This is a genomic window from Spirillospora sp. NPDC052269, assembly GCF_040679435.1.
Classification (GTDB): Bacteria; Actinomycetota; Actinomycetes; order Streptosporangiales; family Streptosporangiaceae; genus Spirillospora.
In genome coordinates, this window is the sequence record NZ_JBFAUU010000035.1 from 21975 (window position 1) to 38274 (window position 16300).

Here is a 16300-nt window from a genome sequence, read left to right on the forward strand (position 1 = left end):
GGCTTTGGTTCCTCAATGTTATGGCGGCGTGGGGGGCCCCCCCCCCCCCCCCCCCCCCCCGCGCCCCCCCCCCCCGGCGCCAACCACGGGCCGGGAGCGTTCGCCGAGGCCGGCGACGTCGACACCGGCTCGGCGATGCTCACCCTCGACGACGGCACGATCGCCGTGGTCTCCGCGTCCCGGTACAACGCGGCCGGCTACGACGTGCGGCTGGAGGTGCTCGGCTCACTCGGCGGCGTCGTCGCCGGGCTGGACGACCGGACCCCGCTGTCCCCGGCCGGCAACGGCTACCACCCCGCGGGCCCGGCGCACGGCGGGTTCCTCGAACGGTTCGCCGAGGCGTACGCGGCCGAGCTGCGCGCCTTCACCGGCCTGGTCGCCGGCGGCGGCACCGCGAGCCCGTGCCCGCCCGAGGAGAGCCTGGAGGCGTTCTACGTGGCCGAGGCCTGCGAGGTCTCCCGCCGCGAACGACGCACCGTCACGATCGAGGAGGTACGCCGATGAGCATCGAGATCGCGGCCGGACGTGTCGCCGCCGCCCCCATCTCGTGGGGCGTCTGCGAGGTTCCCGGCTGGGGCCACCAGATGGAGCCCGAGCGCGTGCTGGCCGAGATGCGCGACCTCGGGATCAGCGCGACCGAGTTCGGCCCGGACGGCTTCCTGCCCGCCGACCCGCGCGACCGGTCGGCGCTGCTGGCCTCCTACGGCTTGGCGCCCGTCGGCGGGTTCGTCCCCCTCGTCCTGCACGACCCGGGCCATGACCCGATGCCGGAACTGGCGCGCGCGCTCGACTCGTTCGGCGACCCGGGCGCCACCGCGGTTCTGGCCGCCGTCACCGGGCTGGACGGCTACGACGAGCGGCCCGTTCTGAACGCCGAGAACTGGAAGACCCTGCTCCACAACCTCGACCGCGCCGCGGTCCACGCCGCCGAGCGCGGCCACCGGGCGACCCTGCACCCGCACGTCGGCACGGTCGTCGAGCGGCGCGAGGAGGTCGACCGGGTGCTCGCGGGATCGAACATCCCGCTCTGCCTGGACACCGGGCACCTGCTGATCGGCGGCACCGACCCGCTGGAACTGGCCCGCTCGGCCGCCGCCCGGGTCTCCCACGTGCACCTCAAGGACGTCGACGCCGCAATGGCCGAGAACGTCACGGCGGGACACGCGACCTACACCGACGCGGTCCGCGACGGCATCTACCGTCCGCTCGGCCAGGGCGACATCGACATCGCCGGCATCATCGGCTCCCTCGAAGGCGCCGGATACAAGGGCTGGTACGTCCTCGAGCAGGACACCATCCTGAAGTCCGAGCCCGCACCGGACGCGGGCCCGCGCCGCGACGTGCGCACGAGCCTGGCCTTCCTCGGGAGGACACCATGACCCCCGACGTGACCCCCGACGTGGCCTTCGACCTCATCACCATGGGCCGGGTCAGCGTGGACCTCTACCCGCTCCAGACCGGCACCCGGCTCGAGGACGTCGAGTCGTTCGGCAAGTTCCTCGGCGGCAGCCCCACCAACGTCGCGGTCGCGGCGGCCCGCCACGGCAACCGCGCCGCCGTCATCACCCGGACCGGCGCGGACCCGTTCGGCCGGTTCATCCACCGCAAACTCCAGGAGTACGGGGTCGACGACCGGTTCGTCACCGACGTCGCCGGCCTGCCGACGCCCCTGGCGTTCTGCGAGATCTTCCCGCCCGACGACTTCCCGCTGTACTTCTACCGGCACCCCAAGGCGCCCGACCTGGAGATCCACCCGGACGAGCTCGACCTGGACGCCATCGCCGCCGCCCGGATCTTCTGGGCGACGGTGACCGGCCTGTCCCAGCAGCCGAGCCGCGAGGCGACGCTGACCGCGCTCGCCGCGCACCCCGGGACGACCGTCCTGGACCTGGACTGGCGGCCGATGTTCTGGGAGTCACCCGACACGGCCAAGGACCTGATCGCCCGCGCGCTGGAACACACGACCGTGGCCGTCGGCAACCTGGAGGAGTGCGAGGTCGCGGTCGGTGAACGCGAACCCCACGCCGCCGCCCGCGCCCTGCTCGACCGCGGCGTGTCCATCGCGATCGTCAAGCAGGGCCCCCGCGGCACGCTCGCCGCATCAGCGGACGGGTTCGTCGAGGTCCCACCGACACCGGTGGACGTGGTGAACGGCCTCGGCGCCGGCGACGCCTTCGGCGGTGCCGTCTGCCACGGCCTCCTGCACGGCTGGGACCTCGAACGGATCGTCCGCTTCGCCGGGGCCGCCGGGGCGATCGTCGCGTCACGGCTCGCCTGCGCGGACGCGATGCCCGACTCCGGCGAGGTCGAACGCCTGCTCACCGAAACCGCCGCCGCAACCGACGACAAGGAGAGCACGGTTTGAACACCCGCACGTTCGCCGAACGCCACGCGGAGCTGATCGAGACCCGGGCCGCCCGGCCCGGCGCGATCGCCGAGGCCGCCGCCCGCCGCGCGCGCCCCGCCGCCCCGCTCGGCGCCGCGGGCAAACTGATGATCATCGCGGCCGACCATCCGGCGCGCGGGGCGCTGCGCGCCGGAACCGACCCGCAGGCCATGGGCAACCGCCGCGACCTCCTGGAGCGGATCTGCGTCGGCCTCGCCCGGCCGGGCGTGCACGGCCTCCTGGCCACCCCGGACATCATGGAAGAGCTCCTCCTGCTGGGGGAACTGGACGGCAAGTACGCGATCGGGTCGATGAACCGGGGCGGCCTGGCCGGGGCGTCGTTCGAGATCGACGACCGCTTCACCGCCTACACCGCGTCCGCGATCAACGCCGCGGGCCTGGACGGCGGAAAGATGCTCCTGCGCGTCGACCTCGACGACCCGGCGACCGCCTCGACACTGGAGAACTGCGCCGGCGCCGTCACCGAACTCGCCGAACAGGGACTCCCGGCGATGGTGGAGCCGTTCCTGTCCACCCGCCGCGACGGCGGGAAGATCACGAACGTGCTCACCCCCGAGGCGATGACCAAGGTCATCTCGATCGCGTCCGGACTCGGCGCCACCTCCGCCCACACCTGGCTGAAGGTGCCCGTCGTCGACCGCATGGACGAGGTCATGGAGTCCTCGACACTGCCCGCCCTGATCCTCGGCGGCGAGGTGCCCGACGACCCCGAGGCCACACTGGCGGCCTGGAAGGCGGCCCTCGACCTGCCCACCGTCCGCGGCCTGGTCGTCGGCCGGTCCATGCTGTACCCGCCCGACGACGACGTCGCGGGCGCCGTCGACGCCGCGGTGGAACTGCTGTGAACGGAGAGGTGTCCATGGAGGTCAACATGGAGGTCACACCGCAGAGCGCCGGCTGGGCGTACTCAGGCCTGCGCGTGGTCACACTCGACGCGGGGGAGGAGCTCACCCTGGAGACCGGGGACTCGGAGACCCTCGTCCTCCCACTCACCGGATCCTGCGTCGCGACGATCGGCGTCCCCGCCGACGAGATCGCCGTGACGTTCGAACTCCAGGGCCGCCCCGACGTCTTCTCCCGCGTCACCGACTTCGCCTACGCGCCGCGCGACGCCTCGATCGTCCTGTGGTCCAAGGAAGGCGGCCGGTTCGCACTGCCCGCCGCACGCTGCGAACGGCGGCTCACACCCCGCTACGGACCCGCCGGGAAGGTGCCGGTGGAACTGCGCGGCGCCGGGCAGATGAGCCGCCAGGTGAACAACTTCTGCACCCCCGGGGCGTTCGAGGCCGACAAACTGATCGCGTGCGAGGTGCTCACACCGGGCGGCAACTGGTCGTCCTACCCGCCGCACAAGCACGACGAGCACACCGAGAACGAATCGGTCCTGGAAGAGATCTACTACTTCGAGGTCGCCGACAACCCGCACGGCGGACCGGGCATGGGCTACCAGCGGGTCTACGGCACCACCGACATGCTCGAAGAAGTCCGCACCGGCGACGTCGTCCTGATCCCGCACGGCTGGCACGGCCCCTCGATGGCCGCGCCCGGCCACGACCTCTACTACCTGAACGTGATGGCGGGACCGGGCGGCGAACGCGCCTGGAAGATCTGCGACGACCCGGCGCACACCTGGATCCGCGACACCTGGACGGACCAGCCGACCGACCCGAGGCTGCCGATGAGCTCGGCCGCCGACCCCGAGGGGGAGCGATGACCGAAACCGTACGGCTGACCGTCGGACAGGCGATCGTCCGCTTCCTGGCCAACCAATGGACCGAACGCGACGGCGAACGGCAGCAATTCTTCGCCGGCTGCTTCGGCATCTTCGGCCACGGCAACGTGGCGGGCCTCGGACAGGCCCTCCTGGAATACGGCGACGAACTGCCCTACCGGGCCGCACGCAACGAACAGGCCATGGTGCACGCGGCGGTCGGCTACGCCCGCACCCACGACCGGCTCCGCGCGTTCGCCTGCACGACCTCGGTCGGACCGGGCGCCACCAACATGGTCACCGGCGCCGCCCTCGCGACCATCAACCGCATCCCCGTGCTGCTCCTACCAGGCGACGTCTTCGCCACCCGGGTAGCCAACCCCGTCCTCCAAGAACTCGAGGACCCACGCTCCTACGACGTCTCGGTCAACGACTGCTTCAAGCCCGTCTCACGCTTCTGGGACCGCATCAACCGGCCCGAACAACTCCCGAGCGCACTGCTCGCCGCCATGCGCGTGCTGACCGACCCCGCCGAGACCGGCGCGGTCACCCTCGCCCTCCCGCAGGACGTCCAGGCCGAGGCGCACGACTGGCCGGCCGAGCTGTTCGCCGAGCGGACCTGGAGGGTCGCCCGCCCCGTCCCCGAACCCGCCCTCATCGAGGAGGCCGCCGCGCTGCTGCGCAACGCCGAGCGTCCCCTCATCGTGGCCGGCGGCGGCGCCATCTACTCACGCGCGACCGACGAGCTGCGGGCGTTCGCCGAGACCACCGGCATCCCGGTGGCCGAAACCCAGGCGGGCAAGGGCGCGCTGACCTGGGACCACCCGAGCTCAGTCGGCGCGATCGGCGCGACCGGCACCACCGCCGCCAACGCCCTGGCCCGCGAGGCCGACGTCGTCCTGGGCATCGGCACACGCTACAGCGACTTCACCACCGCCTCCCGCAGCGTGTTCGCCCGTCCAGGCGTCCGCTTCATCAACCTCAACGTCGCGGCGCCCGACGCCGCCAAACACGCGGGCCTCCCACTGACCGCCGACGCACGCACCGGCCTGACGGCCCTCCGCACGGCGATGACCGGGCACACGGTCACCGCGTCCTACCGTGACGAGATCACCGAACGCGCCGCCCACTGGAACGAGGCGGTCGACCGGGCCTACGCACCCACCGACGGGCCGCTCCCCACCCAGCCGGAGATCATCGGCATCGTCAACGAGATCAGCGGCCCGCGCGACGTCGTGGTGTGCGCCGCCGGATCCATGCCGGGGGACCTCCACAAACTGTGGCGCACGCGCGACCCCAAGGGCTACCACGTGGAGTACGGCTACTCCTGCATGGGCTACGAGATCGCCGGAGGCCTCGGGGTGAAACTCGCGGCGCCCGACCGCGAGGTCTTCGTCATGGTCGGCGACGGCTCGTACCTGATGATGGCCCAGGAACTCGTCACCGCCGTCGCCGACCAGATCAAGCTGGTCGTCGTCCTGGTGCAGAACCACGGCTTCGCCTCCATCGGCAACCTGTCGGAATCGGTTGGCTCCCAGCGGCTCGGCACGCAGTTCGAGCTGCCCGGCGACCTGGCCGCGAACGCCGCCGCCCTCGGCGCCGACGTCCTGCGCGCGAAGACCGCCGAGGAGTTCCGCGCGGCCCTGATCCAGGCCCGCGACAGCGCCCACACGACGGTCGTCCACGTCGAAACCGACACCTCCACCGGCGCACCGGACAGCGAAGCCTGGTGGGACGTCCCGGTCGCCGAAATCTCCCGCCTGGAATCCACGACCCAGGCCCGCGCCCGCTACGAGGAGAACCGCAAGGCACAGCGCCCTCTGATCTGATCCAGGCGCATCTCCGCTCGCGCCACACACTGAGCCGCAGGTGGGGCCCCGAACCTTCGGGTTCAGGGCCCCACCTGCGGCTGTTGACGCCGTGCACGGCGTCGGATAGTCATCTCACTATGGGTGAGCACTCCGCTCCGCAAACGTGCACCAATTGCCACGGCAAGGGCCCGATCACGATCAGCAACGACGGCACGAGCGAAGACCAGCCGTGCCCCCAATGCCGGGGGACAGGAAGCGTGCCGTGAGCGCGAACCTGACGGCACAGCGGAACGCCGCCGCGCTTGCCGCGGTACCCCGCGATGCGTTCGTCCCGGAAACGATCTGGGTCGCCGACGACGATGGGTACCCCGACGCCGCCCCGTACGACCGCGTCATCGCAACCGGCGCGATCACCACCGTCCCGCCGGCGCGGGTCGAGCAGACCCGGATCGGCGGCCGCATCGCCACGCCGCGGGGAGCGACGTTCCACCGTGATCGGCGGAACGGGCACCCATATCCGGTGACGCCCGCCATGCCGATGGCGACGCCGGAGGATCCTTCCCCGCTGAGCCGGTGGGCTGCATGTGTACGCAGGGGGCGCCCTTTTGTGCATCTTGCGCTGGGCCATGCCTCTATGGTCGACCGGTGACGATCACCCCTCTCCTGACCGCCGAATATCAGATCCCGGGCGCGGCGCACATCTGGACCGGAAGCGGCGCGTTCGACCTGAACGGGCCACGCCCCCGCGTGCTGGCCGGCGACCCAGAGTGGCTTCGGCTGTACGAACTCGGGAACGAGGCGGAACTACTCGCGTCCTACCCACGGCCTTCCGGGCGCTGGCAATACACGGAGCACTGGATCGCCCCCGACCTGTCATACGCCGTGTTCATGGGCGAGCAGTCCTACCAAGCGGTCGCGCGGGACGGCACACGGATCTGGGAACAGGGATACGGAGGCTGGGACGCCTACCGGTGGGGCGACGTGACCCTGTCAGCCGACGGCTCACGGATCTGGCTGCGGCTACCCTCGGGCGTCGCAAATGAGACGCTCTTCCTCACCCTCGACGCCACGGGCACGGTGCTGGCCCGGAGCATTCTCCCCTGCGGCGGGTACGAGCGGCACGTCCAGCTGGGCTGGACGGAGGGCGACGAACTCGTCTCGGTGAGCGTCGTGGGGGAGAAGGCGACGCACTACGAGGCCGTCCTGGTCGATGACCAGGTCCTTCTCGGCGATCCCCTGCCCCTGCCCCGTTCCGGGGTACCCGGGTTGGTCGACGTCAGCCCGTCCGGCGAGGAGGGCATGGAGGTCGACGACGACCGTCGCCACGTCCGCTGGCACCGGCTGCATCCCGAGCACGAGGTGATCGCCGAGCTGAGCCTGAAGGACTTCCCCAAGCCGGGCACCGGCGACTGCGACGTCCACAACCGGCCCTACCTGCAGTTCTCCGGCGGCTACGTCGACGCCGGAACCGCACTGGTGCACCTGTACGACGACTACGACGAAGCCAGGACACTAATGGTCGGTGACCGTTGGCAACAGGAGAGCCACTGGCTGGCCGACCCTGCGACCCGCGTCGTGCACGGCCGGATCGCCTATCCGGGGCGGGAGGCCGAAAACGTCAAGGTCCTTGGTGACGGAACCTGGCTGACCACGGGCTGGGACACCGTCCAGCGCTGGTCCGCGCCCACAATGCCAGCCCACGGCCTCCTCAAGAACCCCACGCGCTCCACGGCGTAATGGCCTGTCAGCCCACGCGAACTCGACTCACCCACACCCACCAGGGCCGTCCGATCCAGCCGACCCCAGCACGCCACCGACGCGGTCACCGCGTTCGAACCGCACCCCTCCGACTTCGCTAGCCTCGAACGCGTCAGTTCCATCGAAAGGATGAACAACTGCTCACACTGGCTGAACAGAACCTGCCCCCGAGGCTCCCTCTCGCGGACACGCCCATCCCCGCACTGACACCCGAGTCGGCCCTCCTGCGGCGTGCGGCACCGGCGGCCGAGCAGGACGAGCCAATGGCCCGGATCGACGATGCCGACATCGCCGTCCTGCACAGCTACGCCAAAGCCGGATGGCGGCACGCGGTCGAGCATCAGTGGCTCAGGATCGAGGTGATCCGGCGCCTGCACCGAGCGGCCACCGCCCTTCCACCTGGGTTCGGCCTGGCCGTCTTCGACGGTTGGCGACCCCTGGCGCTCCAACGTGAACTGTTCGACGCGATCGCCCCCGACCCGGCACCCGGTGCGGAACTCCCAGTCGCCCCGCCCTCAGACGACCCCGCGCAACCTCCGCCCCACCTCACCGGAGGAACCGTCGACCTCACACTGACCTGGCAGGGGTCACCACTGGCATTGGGCACCGCGTTCGACGAGTTCACCCCTCTGACCACGACCACGGCCTTCGAACACCTGCCCGGACCAGAACGCACCCTGAGACGCCTGCTCTACAACACCCTCCGGGCTCAGGAATTCGTGGTGCTCGCAGAGGAATGGTGGCACTTCGAGTTCGGCACCCGCCTCTGGTCGGCCCTCACCGGCCAACCGCCCCGATACGGCCCGACCACGCCACAACAGCCAGCCCCTACTGATGTCACACCCCGGCCCCCGATGCCCGTGTCGATGGCAGCGGGGGACAAGCGAGAGAACCGGAGCGCGGCCGGGTGAGCGGAAGACTCCCAGGCAACGCCCCCACCTGGACATCGGAAGCAACCGCCCCGCGCCCTGGTGAACGTGCTGCCATGGAGCGGAATCCGCCGAAGACCACGGCGTGAAGTCGAGTTCGGGGCACCGAAGCGCCATGCCGGCCAGAGTCTCGAGCGTCCAATAGGGATGCCCGGCCGGCGGGAATCCGAAGGCTTGGAGCTGTCGTGCCGTGACCCGGTGGACGAAGCCAACCCAGGACTGCTCGAAGCCCCGCGCAGCCCATGCTGACCGCTGCCCCCAGTGCAGGCCTGAGGCCGAAACCCCAACTGCATGCTGTAGCGAGCACCGCGGGGCGCGACCAGCCGGGTGCCTCGGTGAAAGGTTCCTACCTCGAAGGCGATGACCGTCCCGGCCGGCCCAGCACCGGACACCTCGGCCGCATACAGCTCCAGGCCCCCACTGTCGTCGGTGAAGCCCCCGACACCTTCTCTCCCTGGCCGCAGATACCAGTATCGAGGAACGTGTCCCCGCTGACTCGACCGGCCGCCTGGACGGTCGACCGGGCGTCCAGGCGCCCCGTCTCCTTCCGCGCAGACCGGCTGACAGGGCGATGAGGGGTGTCGGACGGCGACCGTATGATCTGCGGCCATGACTCGTACGACTCCACCGCGCCCGGCCGACATGACGGCCGTTTTCCCCGAATTCGCATCCCTGGCCCGAACGGCGACGCGCCTGCATCCCCGGCCGGGCGCGCCGGGTGTGCAGGACAGTTCGGTCGGTGGCCCTCTCCTGTGGCCGGCAGACGAGCCCTGGCCGGTCTGCGACGAGGACCACGAGATGTACGGAGAGCTGGAACGGACGCAGGACGTTCGGGAGTGGCGCCGCATCCTGGGAGATGCATGGGGCCGCACACCGGTCGGCGAGGGGTTTGCGATCACCGCGGGGGAGCGGGCGCAGCTGGACCGCATGAAGGCCGCAGCGTCTCCTGCGCGCCCGGACCAGCCGATCACGATGCTGCCGATCGCTCAGTTGTTCTGCCGCGACGTTCCCGATTTGGTGGCGCCGCCGGGAATGGATCTGCTTCAGGTGCTGTGGTGCCCGTTCGACCATGGCGATCTCTACTGCCCCTCGCCGGTGCTGCGGTGGCGGCGGGCGTCCGACGTGGTGGACGTGCTCGAACTCCAGCCCGAGCCCGAGGTGATGGAGTACGGCACCTACCTGCCGGAGCAGTGCGTCTTGTTTCCCGAGCAGGTGGTCGAGTACCCCTACGCCGATTTCCTACCGGACGACCTGCGCCGGAGGCTGGGGGAGTGGGAGAAGGCGAGCGGATACGAGTATCAGTACGAGCTGTCGATCGCTGACGGCTGGAAGGTCGGCGGGTATGCCTCCTGGAGTCTCACCGACCCCTACCCGATGATCTGCGACTGCGGAACGGACATGGAACTGCTGCTCACGGTCGCAAGCGGCGAGTGGGACGGCGGCGGCAGTTGGCGTCCGGTGGAAGATGCCGCAGAAGAGCGCTCAGCCAGCGAGCCCACCGGCGTCGTCATCGGCCGGGGCTACAGTTTGTGGATCTTCACCTGCCCGGCGTCGTTCGACCACCCGCACGGGCTGAGCATGCAGTGACACCGGGCGGCGCACAGAACGGCACTGCTCGTTCCCCCTCTCGACCTTGAGGGCCACCGCAGGGCAGGTGGCCGTTGTGACTCATGCGCGATGAAGCGACACCGACAGGTGAGGGCCCCGCGAGCCGCGCCCTCCCGGAGGCCGACGGCAGGTCACCAGGTCGGCCAGTGCGCGGTGACGGCGCCGGTCGCGCGGTCGGGGACGACCGCGGCCAGCAGCGGTGCGGCCGTCCAGGAGGAGACCACCCGGACGGGCCGGGTCCAGGCGTCCGGGTCGGCCGCGAGCGCGGCGGCGGTGAGCGGTGCGATCCCCAGGTCGGGGCTGTCCGGGGCAGGCCGGAAGTAGCGCAGGTCGAGGTCGTCCAGGGCCCGGACGCTGGTGTCGTCGAAGCGCGCGGCGAGGTCGATCTCTTCCAGGGCCGGGAGTTCGGCGACGACGAGCAGGGAGTGTTCCCGGACGGCGCCGCGGATCCGGTCGACCGTCCTGGCGTTGGCGAGGCGCCAGGTCTCGCCGAAGCTCCCGTCGGCCCAGCGCTCGATCAGAAGCAGGCCGTCCGGGTGCTTCGGCAGCAGGTCGGTGAGGGCCTGCCAGAACCGGTCGTCGGCAATGTTCCGCTGACCGTCGTCGTGCGGGGGAGTGGGCTGCTCGACAGCGATCTCCAGCCCGTCCGGAAGGAGTTCGAGCAGCAGGCAGGAGTGCCGCTCGTCCAGGTCGACCCGGAGCAGGCCGTCGAAGTCGATGCCGATCAGGGCCGACCCGTCCTCGGTGAGGGACAGGTCGCAGCCGATCCGGACGCCGCGCAGGGCGGAACGGAGCAGGCGGAGCGCCTGCTCGCCGGTGACCACCGTGCTATTGCGGAACTCCGACAGCCAGCCGGGCAGCGGCACCCCGAGGATCGGCCCGACCACCCGGATCTCCCCGGCCCCCAGCGCCGTATGCAGCGACTCGGCCAGGCTCAGCAAAGCGTCCTCCGCCGCGAAGTAGTCGCCGAAGGAGAACTCGTCCTCATCGCACGGGCTGGCCGGGTCGCTGAACGCGATCTCGTCCACGTGCCCGATGAGATACTGAATCACTAGTCACCCACTCGTTCGAGACTGAAGACGCCCTTCAGAATCTCACCGATTCCGAGGTGCCCTCGCGGAGCATCTTTCCGGTGCCCGTCAGGCTGCTCGCCTTCTTGACGCCCTTGAAGACTCCGCCGTTGTGGCCGGTCATGTCCTCGGCGATGACTTCGGTCCCTTCAGGCATGACGGCCCGGAAGCAAGGGCGCGCCTGCGTCGCACGCTGGTCACGGGCGTGCACTCATGGCCAAAGTGTGACTAACCGGACAGAATCCCCCTTCTGTCCGGTTAGGGATTCTTTGTGACGTTTGCGTGATTCAGGGGAGCGCGCTCGAGGCGCGGGCCGATGCCGGGATCCAAGGGACGCAAGCCCAAAGCCGTGAGCCGATCGACCCGAAACCGGCCCGGCACGCGCCGGCGAGTACGACCCGGGACGACTCAGAAGAGCTAGCAGGCGTCTTCGGAACCGTCGGCGGAGAAGGTCGCGGCCCACTCTGTGGACCACCGGAAGAGCGGGCGCAGCGCGCGGTGGGCGCCGTGACCCAGCTCGGTGAGGGCGTAGGTGGTGTCCGGATGCTGCTCGACGAGGGCGGCGTCGAGCAGCTCGGTCAGCCGTTGCCGCAGCACGCTGGAGGACATGTTGTCGCAGCGCTCCTGCAACGCACGGAACCCGACCGGCCCGTGTTGCAGTTCCCAGACGATCCGCAGGTTCCACCTGCGGCCGAAGAGGTCGAGGGCGGCCATCACTGGCCGACCGGTGTTCGACCCTCGGACCGCCCGTCCCGGCCTCGGTACCGCCATCCGTCGCACCGTCCCATCTTGCCGCTTCGATATCCGACACACTACCGTGTGCCCTATCGATTCGATTTTCGAAGCGCCTTGAGAGGGCTTCGTGAGGCGATTGCTACTGGGTTGTGCGACCGACCGGGTATCAAGGTGGCGGTGCCGGCATGGCGACGGCCCAAGATCTCCGGGTGTTGTGGTCGCTCACCGCTGAACGGAGATTGCTATGCACAAGCTGATGGTCCTGTATCCCGAGCCCGCCGATCCCGACCACTTTCGCGACTACTACGTGAGCACCCACCTCCCACTGGTCACGCGCATGCCTGGCCTGCTCGCGTGGCACTACAGCTTCGAGGTGGCGGCGACGCAGGGGCAGTCGCCGTACTTCGCGGTCTTCGAGGCCGAGTTCGCTGACGCTGCGGCATTGACCGCGGCGAGGTCGTCTCCGCAGGGCCGGCAGGCGGCTGCCGATGTCGTCAACTACGCCACCGGTGGTGCGGTCGTCATCGACTTTCCGGTGCAGAACGGCACCTGCTGAGCCTGGCCCTGAGGCACCGCCGTATCCACGGGGAGCCGTGCTCGCGGAATCGGTCCCCGCACTCGCTTCGGCGGATCCGGGCGCCCGTGGAGTGGCCACCCATCACGCTGTGTAGCTGAGGGCTCTGGTGGCGCCTCGACATTCGTCGGACGACGGCTCGTCGAGGCTCGACAGGAACATGTCGTTCGGTCGGTGGGAGAGTGGCGCAGGATCAGCATCTTGCGACTGGGAGCCTCAGAGGCTCGTCCCGCCGACTGAACGACATGGATGACCGTCCCAGCGATGAGTTTCGGCGCGCGGCGCGGTCATCTTGCTCGGCTCCGGACACTCAGGGAGGACGCCATGGCTCTGCAGTATCAGTGCGCGATGTCGCTCGACGGGTTCATCGCGGGCCCGGGCGGCGATATGGGGTGGATGGCGGAGCACCTGAAGCCGGATCCGGCCGCCGACGAGTTGATGCACGAGACGGGCGCGCTGTTGGTGGGGCGCCGCACCTTCGGCGGGGACGACCCGTACAAGGGCACCGAGAACGAGGGCGAACCCTACGGGGGAGGCTGGGCCGGCCCGCAGTTCGTCCTCACGCACAGGATCCCCGAGGCGCCGATGCCAGGCGTGACGTTCGTGGACGACCTGGAGCGCGCCGTCGCGGCCGCGCGCGAGGCCGCCGGTTCGAAGAACGTGGGCGTGCTGGGCGCGCAGGTCGCCGCGCAGTGCCTCGAGGCGGGTCTGCTGGACGAGATCTTCGTGAGCGTCGTTCCGGTGTTGTTGGGTGACGGCGTCAGGCTGTTCTCGCATCCGGGCGGCCCGACGTTCCACCTCGAGCCGATCCGGACGACGACGGACTTCGGGACGAGCATGCTGCTGCGCGTCGTCCACTGACGTTCGCCGCGCTGATACCACGCGGCGGATCGCGTCTGTGGCGTCCGAGGCGCGTCGCGCGTGCGCGCGGCTTGACGTCCGTTTCACCCCCTCTTCTGGTGATCTTGGAGATGGTTGATAATGCACATTATGTCAAGTTAGCTTGCCGTCGCCCTGCCCGCGTCCTGTGCGAGGCAACCTGGCGGACGGCGGGTTGCGGCACTGCTGCCGCGCCGAGCGACTGGCGCCGGTCGCGCAAGTCCTCGCGCTGCGTCGGGCCGGGCTCAGCCCCGAAGGACATCTTGACCGCCCGCCGGCGCCCCCACGCCCGGCGGCGAATCCGCCCGGACTCGCAAACACATCCGTCGCCCGCTCAAAACTCACCACGTCCAGCGGACGACGTTCCAGGGACCCCCTCCTGCCGAAGCAAACGCCGCCGCAGGCCCGCGGGCGCCAGGCCAGCCCGGACCAGATTGTCGCCTGCCGCGGAGGCCGCCCCCTCCGCTCGCGGTCGTCGCCCACGTACGAGAGTGGAAGCGGACCGGAGAGCGGCTCTTCCCCTGGTCGGGCGCGGGCCGAGCGGAGTAGCCGATCGTGTGGCAGGCGCCCCGCCTTCGATTGGACCACCACGGAGACCACGGTGCGACGCGCCGAGCGCCGAGCGCCGAGCGATGCGGCAAAGCCCGGACCGACGCGGTCCTCCCCCGGCACCAGGCCGGTTCGGCGCGTCGGGCGGTCGGTATCGATGTTGCAGTCCTCGGACGGCCGGAATCTGCGCGGTGTCGAGTCGCCGCGGAAGACCGTCGGTCAAGCGGTGCCCCGGCCTCTCCCCCAGCCTCTCCCCCAGCGGCCCGCAGACAAGAGGAGGCAGCGGCCCCGAAGGCATCAACTGGTGGCCGTCCGGACGTGCCGGTGCCGCTCGGCTGCAAGAGATTTGGGATGTGTTGGGAGGACGCGGAGGCCTACGGTGGAGCCGTCTTGAGGGTTTTCGGGCTGGTTGCTCGCCGCCGATGGGCTTGTGTGCGTTGCCTGACGAGTCTCGAGCCGTTGGGCAGGCCGATGGAGGGGCATGGACGTGGGTGCGGATGAGGTCGCGGCGTTGTTCGCTCCGCTGGTGGTGGGTGGTGAAGTTTCGGCTCGGTGGTGGACGTTCGCGCGGGTCGACCGGCAGATGTCGGCTCCGTCGGAGCACCTGTTCGCGTTGCTGGTCGCTTTCGGGCAGCTGGTCGCCGCCGTCCCGGGCGGGCCGCTGGTCCCGTTCGACCGTGAGAAGCGCCGGACTCTGAAGCCTCACGAAACTTATGATGTTCCGGTCGCCGCGGCGGGTCTGGTGAATCGTCTGAGTCCGGTCAGCGCCAACGATGCCGAGGCGGCCTTGCTGACCACGTTGACCATCTGCCCGGCCTACGGCGGCTTCCATGGCCCCTGGGGGCTGGACCACGCCTGTCGGGTGATGGACCAGCTCCTCCAGGCCTTGGGCTCCGAGGCGCGCTGGTGGAGCACCATCATCGAGGAAGACGTCACCGGCAACTTCTCGAGCTGCTGCACCGCCCAGACCTTCGACCGCGTCGTGATCGGCCAGGGCAACCAGTGCGCATTGGCCGTCCTGCGCGTCGCCGAGGACTGACCCACCCATCTGACTCCCCAGCCGAACCACCCACCCGTGAACCGCTCTCCCAACGGGGGCTGAACGCCCCCCACCGGCGCGCGGGGGTGCTCCTGGGTTTCGTTCGGCAGTGAGGCAGCAACGTAGAGGAGTTTTGAGCCCTGTGAGCGGTACTGTTCGGCCGAGCCCGTGTGAACAGCCCGGTTCCTCTGCCTGGTGGTTGTTCGGTCGCCGGGTCACGCACCCGCCAGGCGGCCTGACCACTGTGCTCATGTACGGTGCCGTTCTCGCCGCTGTCGATTGGGTGCTGCTGGCCGCGCCCGCCGGCCCTGGCGCCCGTGCCCAGGAGCCGCTGCATACCGCCGTGCTGGTGTGGATCGTGACCACCGCGGCCCTGTGGACGCTGACCATCGCGGGCGTCCTGCCCCTCGCAGTGGTGACGGCCCTGCGGAGCATGCGGGAAGCGCAGGAACAAGCCGAACAGGAACCGTTGGAGGATCTGCCCGGCGGAGCATCGTCCGGGGAGCACTCCGCCGAGGAGCAGGGGCGGGAACGCCCCGGTCTTGCCAGAGACCTGGGCCTCCGCGCCACGATCATGGTGGGGGCCGCGGTGCCCGTGTCGATGTTCGGCTGGCTGCTCCCCAGCGTGATGCTGGACTCCCGCCACCCGGCTCCGAGCTTCGCCGCCCCCGGGCTCACCCTGGTCTTCGCCTTCGCAGCGTTCACCCACGCCGCGCTCTCGGTCGCCGTCGTGGCCTCTGTCGTCCGGCCGGTACGTCACTCCACGCAGTAGCACGGCTGGGGAGGGCCATGACGAACGAGCCCGCCGGCGCCCGGTGCCTGCCGGTTGTCGGCGTTCGGCTTTGGTCGGCGCGTGCGCATGGACGTCCGCGTGATCCGTCGGGGCCGCCTCGAGACGTCCTGGCGGGAACGGGCTGGTGCTCGTGGGGTCATTGTTTGAGGAGGCCTCGGAATTCGAGATCGGCCAGCGCCGTGGCGCAGGCGCGGCGCAGTCGCTGACTTCGACCTCCTCGAGCATGGGAGGGCGACGAACGGGGCGCGAGTGTGTCCGGACGTTAGTGATCAAGACCGACGTTGTGGTCAAAGCGTCCGGTGCGGGCGTGCGGCCCGGAGCCGGTATGCGCGCTCAGCGCATGTGCGGGCTCGGCCTTGTGGGGCTATGGCGTTGCTCCTGGGAGCAGGCTGCTCCCCCGATCTGGCTCCGTCGATGCTGCCGCCCCCGGTGTCTTG

17 protein-coding genes are annotated in these 16300 nt (G+C 70.2%); 14 read left to right on the plus strand and 3 right to left on the minus strand.

The features are described 5' to 3' along the window. Positions 1-15 precede the first annotated feature (15 nt). The 10 genes from AB0L06_RS42510 (at position 16) to AB0L06_RS42555 (ending at position 10203) form a co-directional block, all read left to right on the plus strand. Positions 16-504, plus strand: coding sequence for a Gfo/Idh/MocA family protein (locus AB0L06_RS42510; RefSeq protein WP_500237365.1), 489 nt, complete (start codon positions 16-18; stop codon positions 502-504). Beyond that, entirely contained in the window at positions 501-1379 is an 879-nt protein-coding gene (locus AB0L06_RS42515) for a TIM barrel protein (RefSeq protein WP_500237366.1), read from the plus strand. The genes AB0L06_RS42510 and AB0L06_RS42515 overlap by 4 nt, the downstream gene beginning before the upstream one ends. Continuing rightward, complete coding sequence (iolC, locus tag AB0L06_RS42520) at positions 1376-2365, plus strand: 5-dehydro-2-deoxygluconokinase (protein ID WP_500237368.1); 990 nt, start codon at positions 1376-1378, stop codon at positions 2363-2365. Before AB0L06_RS42515 ends, iolC begins: the two co-directional genes overlap by 4 nt. Beyond that, positions 2362-3252, plus strand: a complete 891-nt coding sequence (locus AB0L06_RS42525) for a Cgl0159 family (beta/alpha)8-fold protein (protein WP_500237369.1) — start codon at positions 2362-2364, stop codon at positions 3250-3252. Before iolC ends, AB0L06_RS42525 begins: the two co-directional genes overlap by 4 nt. A gap of 14 nt (positions 3253-3266) precedes the next feature. Beyond that, positions 3267-4121 carry a 5-deoxy-glucuronate isomerase gene (gene iolB, locus AB0L06_RS42530; RefSeq protein WP_500237370.1) on the plus strand — a complete coding sequence of 285 codons (855 nt, stop codon included), beginning with the start codon at positions 3267-3269 and terminating at the stop codon, positions 4119-4121. Continuing rightward, the gene (gene iolD, locus AB0L06_RS42535) at positions 4118-5947 is read left to right on the plus strand and encodes a 3D-(3,5/4)-trihydroxycyclohexane-1,2-dione acylhydrolase (decyclizing) (RefSeq protein WP_500237372.1); all 1830 of its coding nucleotides are present in this window, start codon (positions 4118-4120) and stop codon (positions 5945-5947) included. Before iolB ends, iolD begins: the two co-directional genes overlap by 4 nt. A 244-nt stretch (positions 5948-6191) precedes the next feature. After that, positions 6192-6578, plus strand: coding sequence for a hypothetical protein (locus AB0L06_RS42540; protein ID WP_500237373.1), 387 nt, complete (start codon positions 6192-6194; stop codon positions 6576-6578). Continuing rightward, positions 6575-7666 carry a hypothetical protein gene (locus AB0L06_RS42545; protein WP_500237374.1) on the plus strand — a complete coding sequence of 364 codons (1092 nt, stop codon included), beginning with the start codon at positions 6575-6577 and terminating at the stop codon, positions 7664-7666. Before AB0L06_RS42540 ends, AB0L06_RS42545 begins: the two co-directional genes overlap by 4 nt. A gap of 284 nt (positions 7667-7950) precedes the next feature. Beyond that, entirely contained in the window at positions 7951-8598 is a 648-nt protein-coding gene (locus AB0L06_RS42550; RefSeq protein WP_500237376.1) for a M15 family metallopeptidase, read from the plus strand. 627 nt (positions 8599-9225) lie between these two features. Next, positions 9226-10203, plus strand: coding sequence for a hypothetical protein (locus AB0L06_RS42555; RefSeq protein ID WP_500237377.1), 978 nt, complete (start codon positions 9226-9228; stop codon positions 10201-10203). A 152-nt stretch (positions 10204-10355) separates the two neighbouring features. Here AB0L06_RS42555 and AB0L06_RS42560 read toward each other — a convergent pair whose 3' ends face one another. The 3 genes from AB0L06_RS42560 to AB0L06_RS42570 all read right to left on the minus strand — a co-directional run bounded on the left by AB0L06_RS42560 (position 10356) and on the right by AB0L06_RS42570 (position 12008). Then, positions 10356-11252, minus strand: coding sequence for a hypothetical protein (locus AB0L06_RS42560; protein WP_500237379.1), 897 nt, complete (start codon positions 11250-11252; stop codon positions 10356-10358). 58 nt (positions 11253-11310) lie between these two features. Next, a complete protein-coding gene (locus AB0L06_RS42565) occupies positions 11311-11505 on the minus strand; it encodes a toxin C-terminal domain-containing protein (protein ID WP_500237381.1) in 195 nt (64 codons plus the stop codon). 206 nt (positions 11506-11711) lie between these two features. Further along, positions 11712-12008, minus strand: a complete 297-nt coding sequence (locus AB0L06_RS42570) for a winged helix-turn-helix transcriptional regulator (RefSeq protein WP_500237382.1) — start codon at positions 12006-12008, stop codon at positions 11712-11714. Between the two features lie 265 nt (positions 12009-12273). Between AB0L06_RS42570 and AB0L06_RS42575 the strand changes: the two genes are divergently transcribed. The 4 genes from AB0L06_RS42575 to AB0L06_RS42590 all read left to right on the plus strand — a co-directional run bounded on the left by AB0L06_RS42575 (position 12274) and on the right by AB0L06_RS42590 (position 15842). Continuing rightward, the gene (locus AB0L06_RS42575; protein ID WP_500237384.1) at positions 12274-12585 is read left to right on the plus strand and encodes an EthD family reductase; all 312 of its coding nucleotides are present in this window, start codon (positions 12274-12276) and stop codon (positions 12583-12585) included. A gap of 342 nt (positions 12586-12927) precedes the next feature. Beyond that, a complete protein-coding gene (locus AB0L06_RS42580) occupies positions 12928-13464 on the plus strand; it encodes a dihydrofolate reductase family protein (protein WP_500237386.1) in 537 nt (178 codons plus the stop codon). 1048 nt (positions 13465-14512) lie between these two features. After that, the gene (locus tag AB0L06_RS42585; RefSeq protein ID WP_500237388.1) at positions 14513-15070 is read left to right on the plus strand and encodes a hypothetical protein; all 558 of its coding nucleotides are present in this window, start codon (positions 14513-14515) and stop codon (positions 15068-15070) included. 250 nt (positions 15071-15320) lie between these two features. Continuing rightward, complete coding sequence (locus AB0L06_RS42590) at positions 15321-15842, plus strand: hypothetical protein (protein WP_500237389.1); 522 nt, start codon at positions 15321-15323, stop codon at positions 15840-15842. Positions 15843-16300: the final 458 nt, after the last annotated feature.

What these genes read in the sequence shown, in the direction of transcription:
- AB0L06_RS42510 (WP_500237365.1), top strand. Translation starts at nt 16, where the DNA reads ATGTTATGGCGGCGTGGGGGGCCCCCCCCCCCCCCCCCCCCCCCCGCG.
- AB0L06_RS42515 (WP_500237366.1), top strand. Translation starts at nt 501, where the DNA reads ATGAGCATCGAGATCGCGGCCGGACGTGTCGCCGCCGCCCCCATCTCG.
- iolC (WP_500237368.1), top strand. Translation starts at nt 1,376, where the DNA reads ATGACCCCCGACGTGACCCCCGACGTGGCCTTCGACCTCATCACCATG.
- iolB (WP_500237370.1), top strand. Translation starts at nt 3,267, where the DNA reads ATGGAGGTCAACATGGAGGTCACACCGCAGAGCGCCGGCTGGGCGTAC.
- iolD (WP_500237372.1), top strand. Translation starts at nt 4,118, where the DNA reads ATGACCGAAACCGTACGGCTGACCGTCGGACAGGCGATCGTCCGCTTC.
- AB0L06_RS42550 (WP_500237376.1), top strand. Translation starts at nt 7,951, where the DNA reads ATGGCCCGGATCGACGATGCCGACATCGCCGTCCTGCACAGCTACGCC.
- AB0L06_RS42555 (WP_500237377.1), top strand. Translation starts at nt 9,226, where the DNA reads ATGACTCGTACGACTCCACCGCGCCCGGCCGACATGACGGCCGTTTTC.
- AB0L06_RS42570 (WP_500237382.1), bottom strand. Translation starts at nt 12,008, where the DNA reads ATGGCCGCCCTCGACCTCTTCGGCCGCAGGTGGAACCTGCGGATCGTC.
- AB0L06_RS42575 (WP_500237384.1), top strand. Translation starts at nt 12,274, where the DNA reads ATGCACAAGCTGATGGTCCTGTATCCCGAGCCCGCCGATCCCGACCAC.
- AB0L06_RS42580 (WP_500237386.1), top strand. Translation starts at nt 12,928, where the DNA reads ATGGCTCTGCAGTATCAGTGCGCGATGTCGCTCGACGGGTTCATCGCG.
- AB0L06_RS42585 (WP_500237388.1), top strand. Translation starts at nt 14,513, where the DNA reads ATGGACGTGGGTGCGGATGAGGTCGCGGCGTTGTTCGCTCCGCTGGTG.
- AB0L06_RS42590 (WP_500237389.1), top strand. Translation starts at nt 15,321, where the DNA reads ATGTACGGTGCCGTTCTCGCCGCTGTCGATTGGGTGCTGCTGGCCGCG.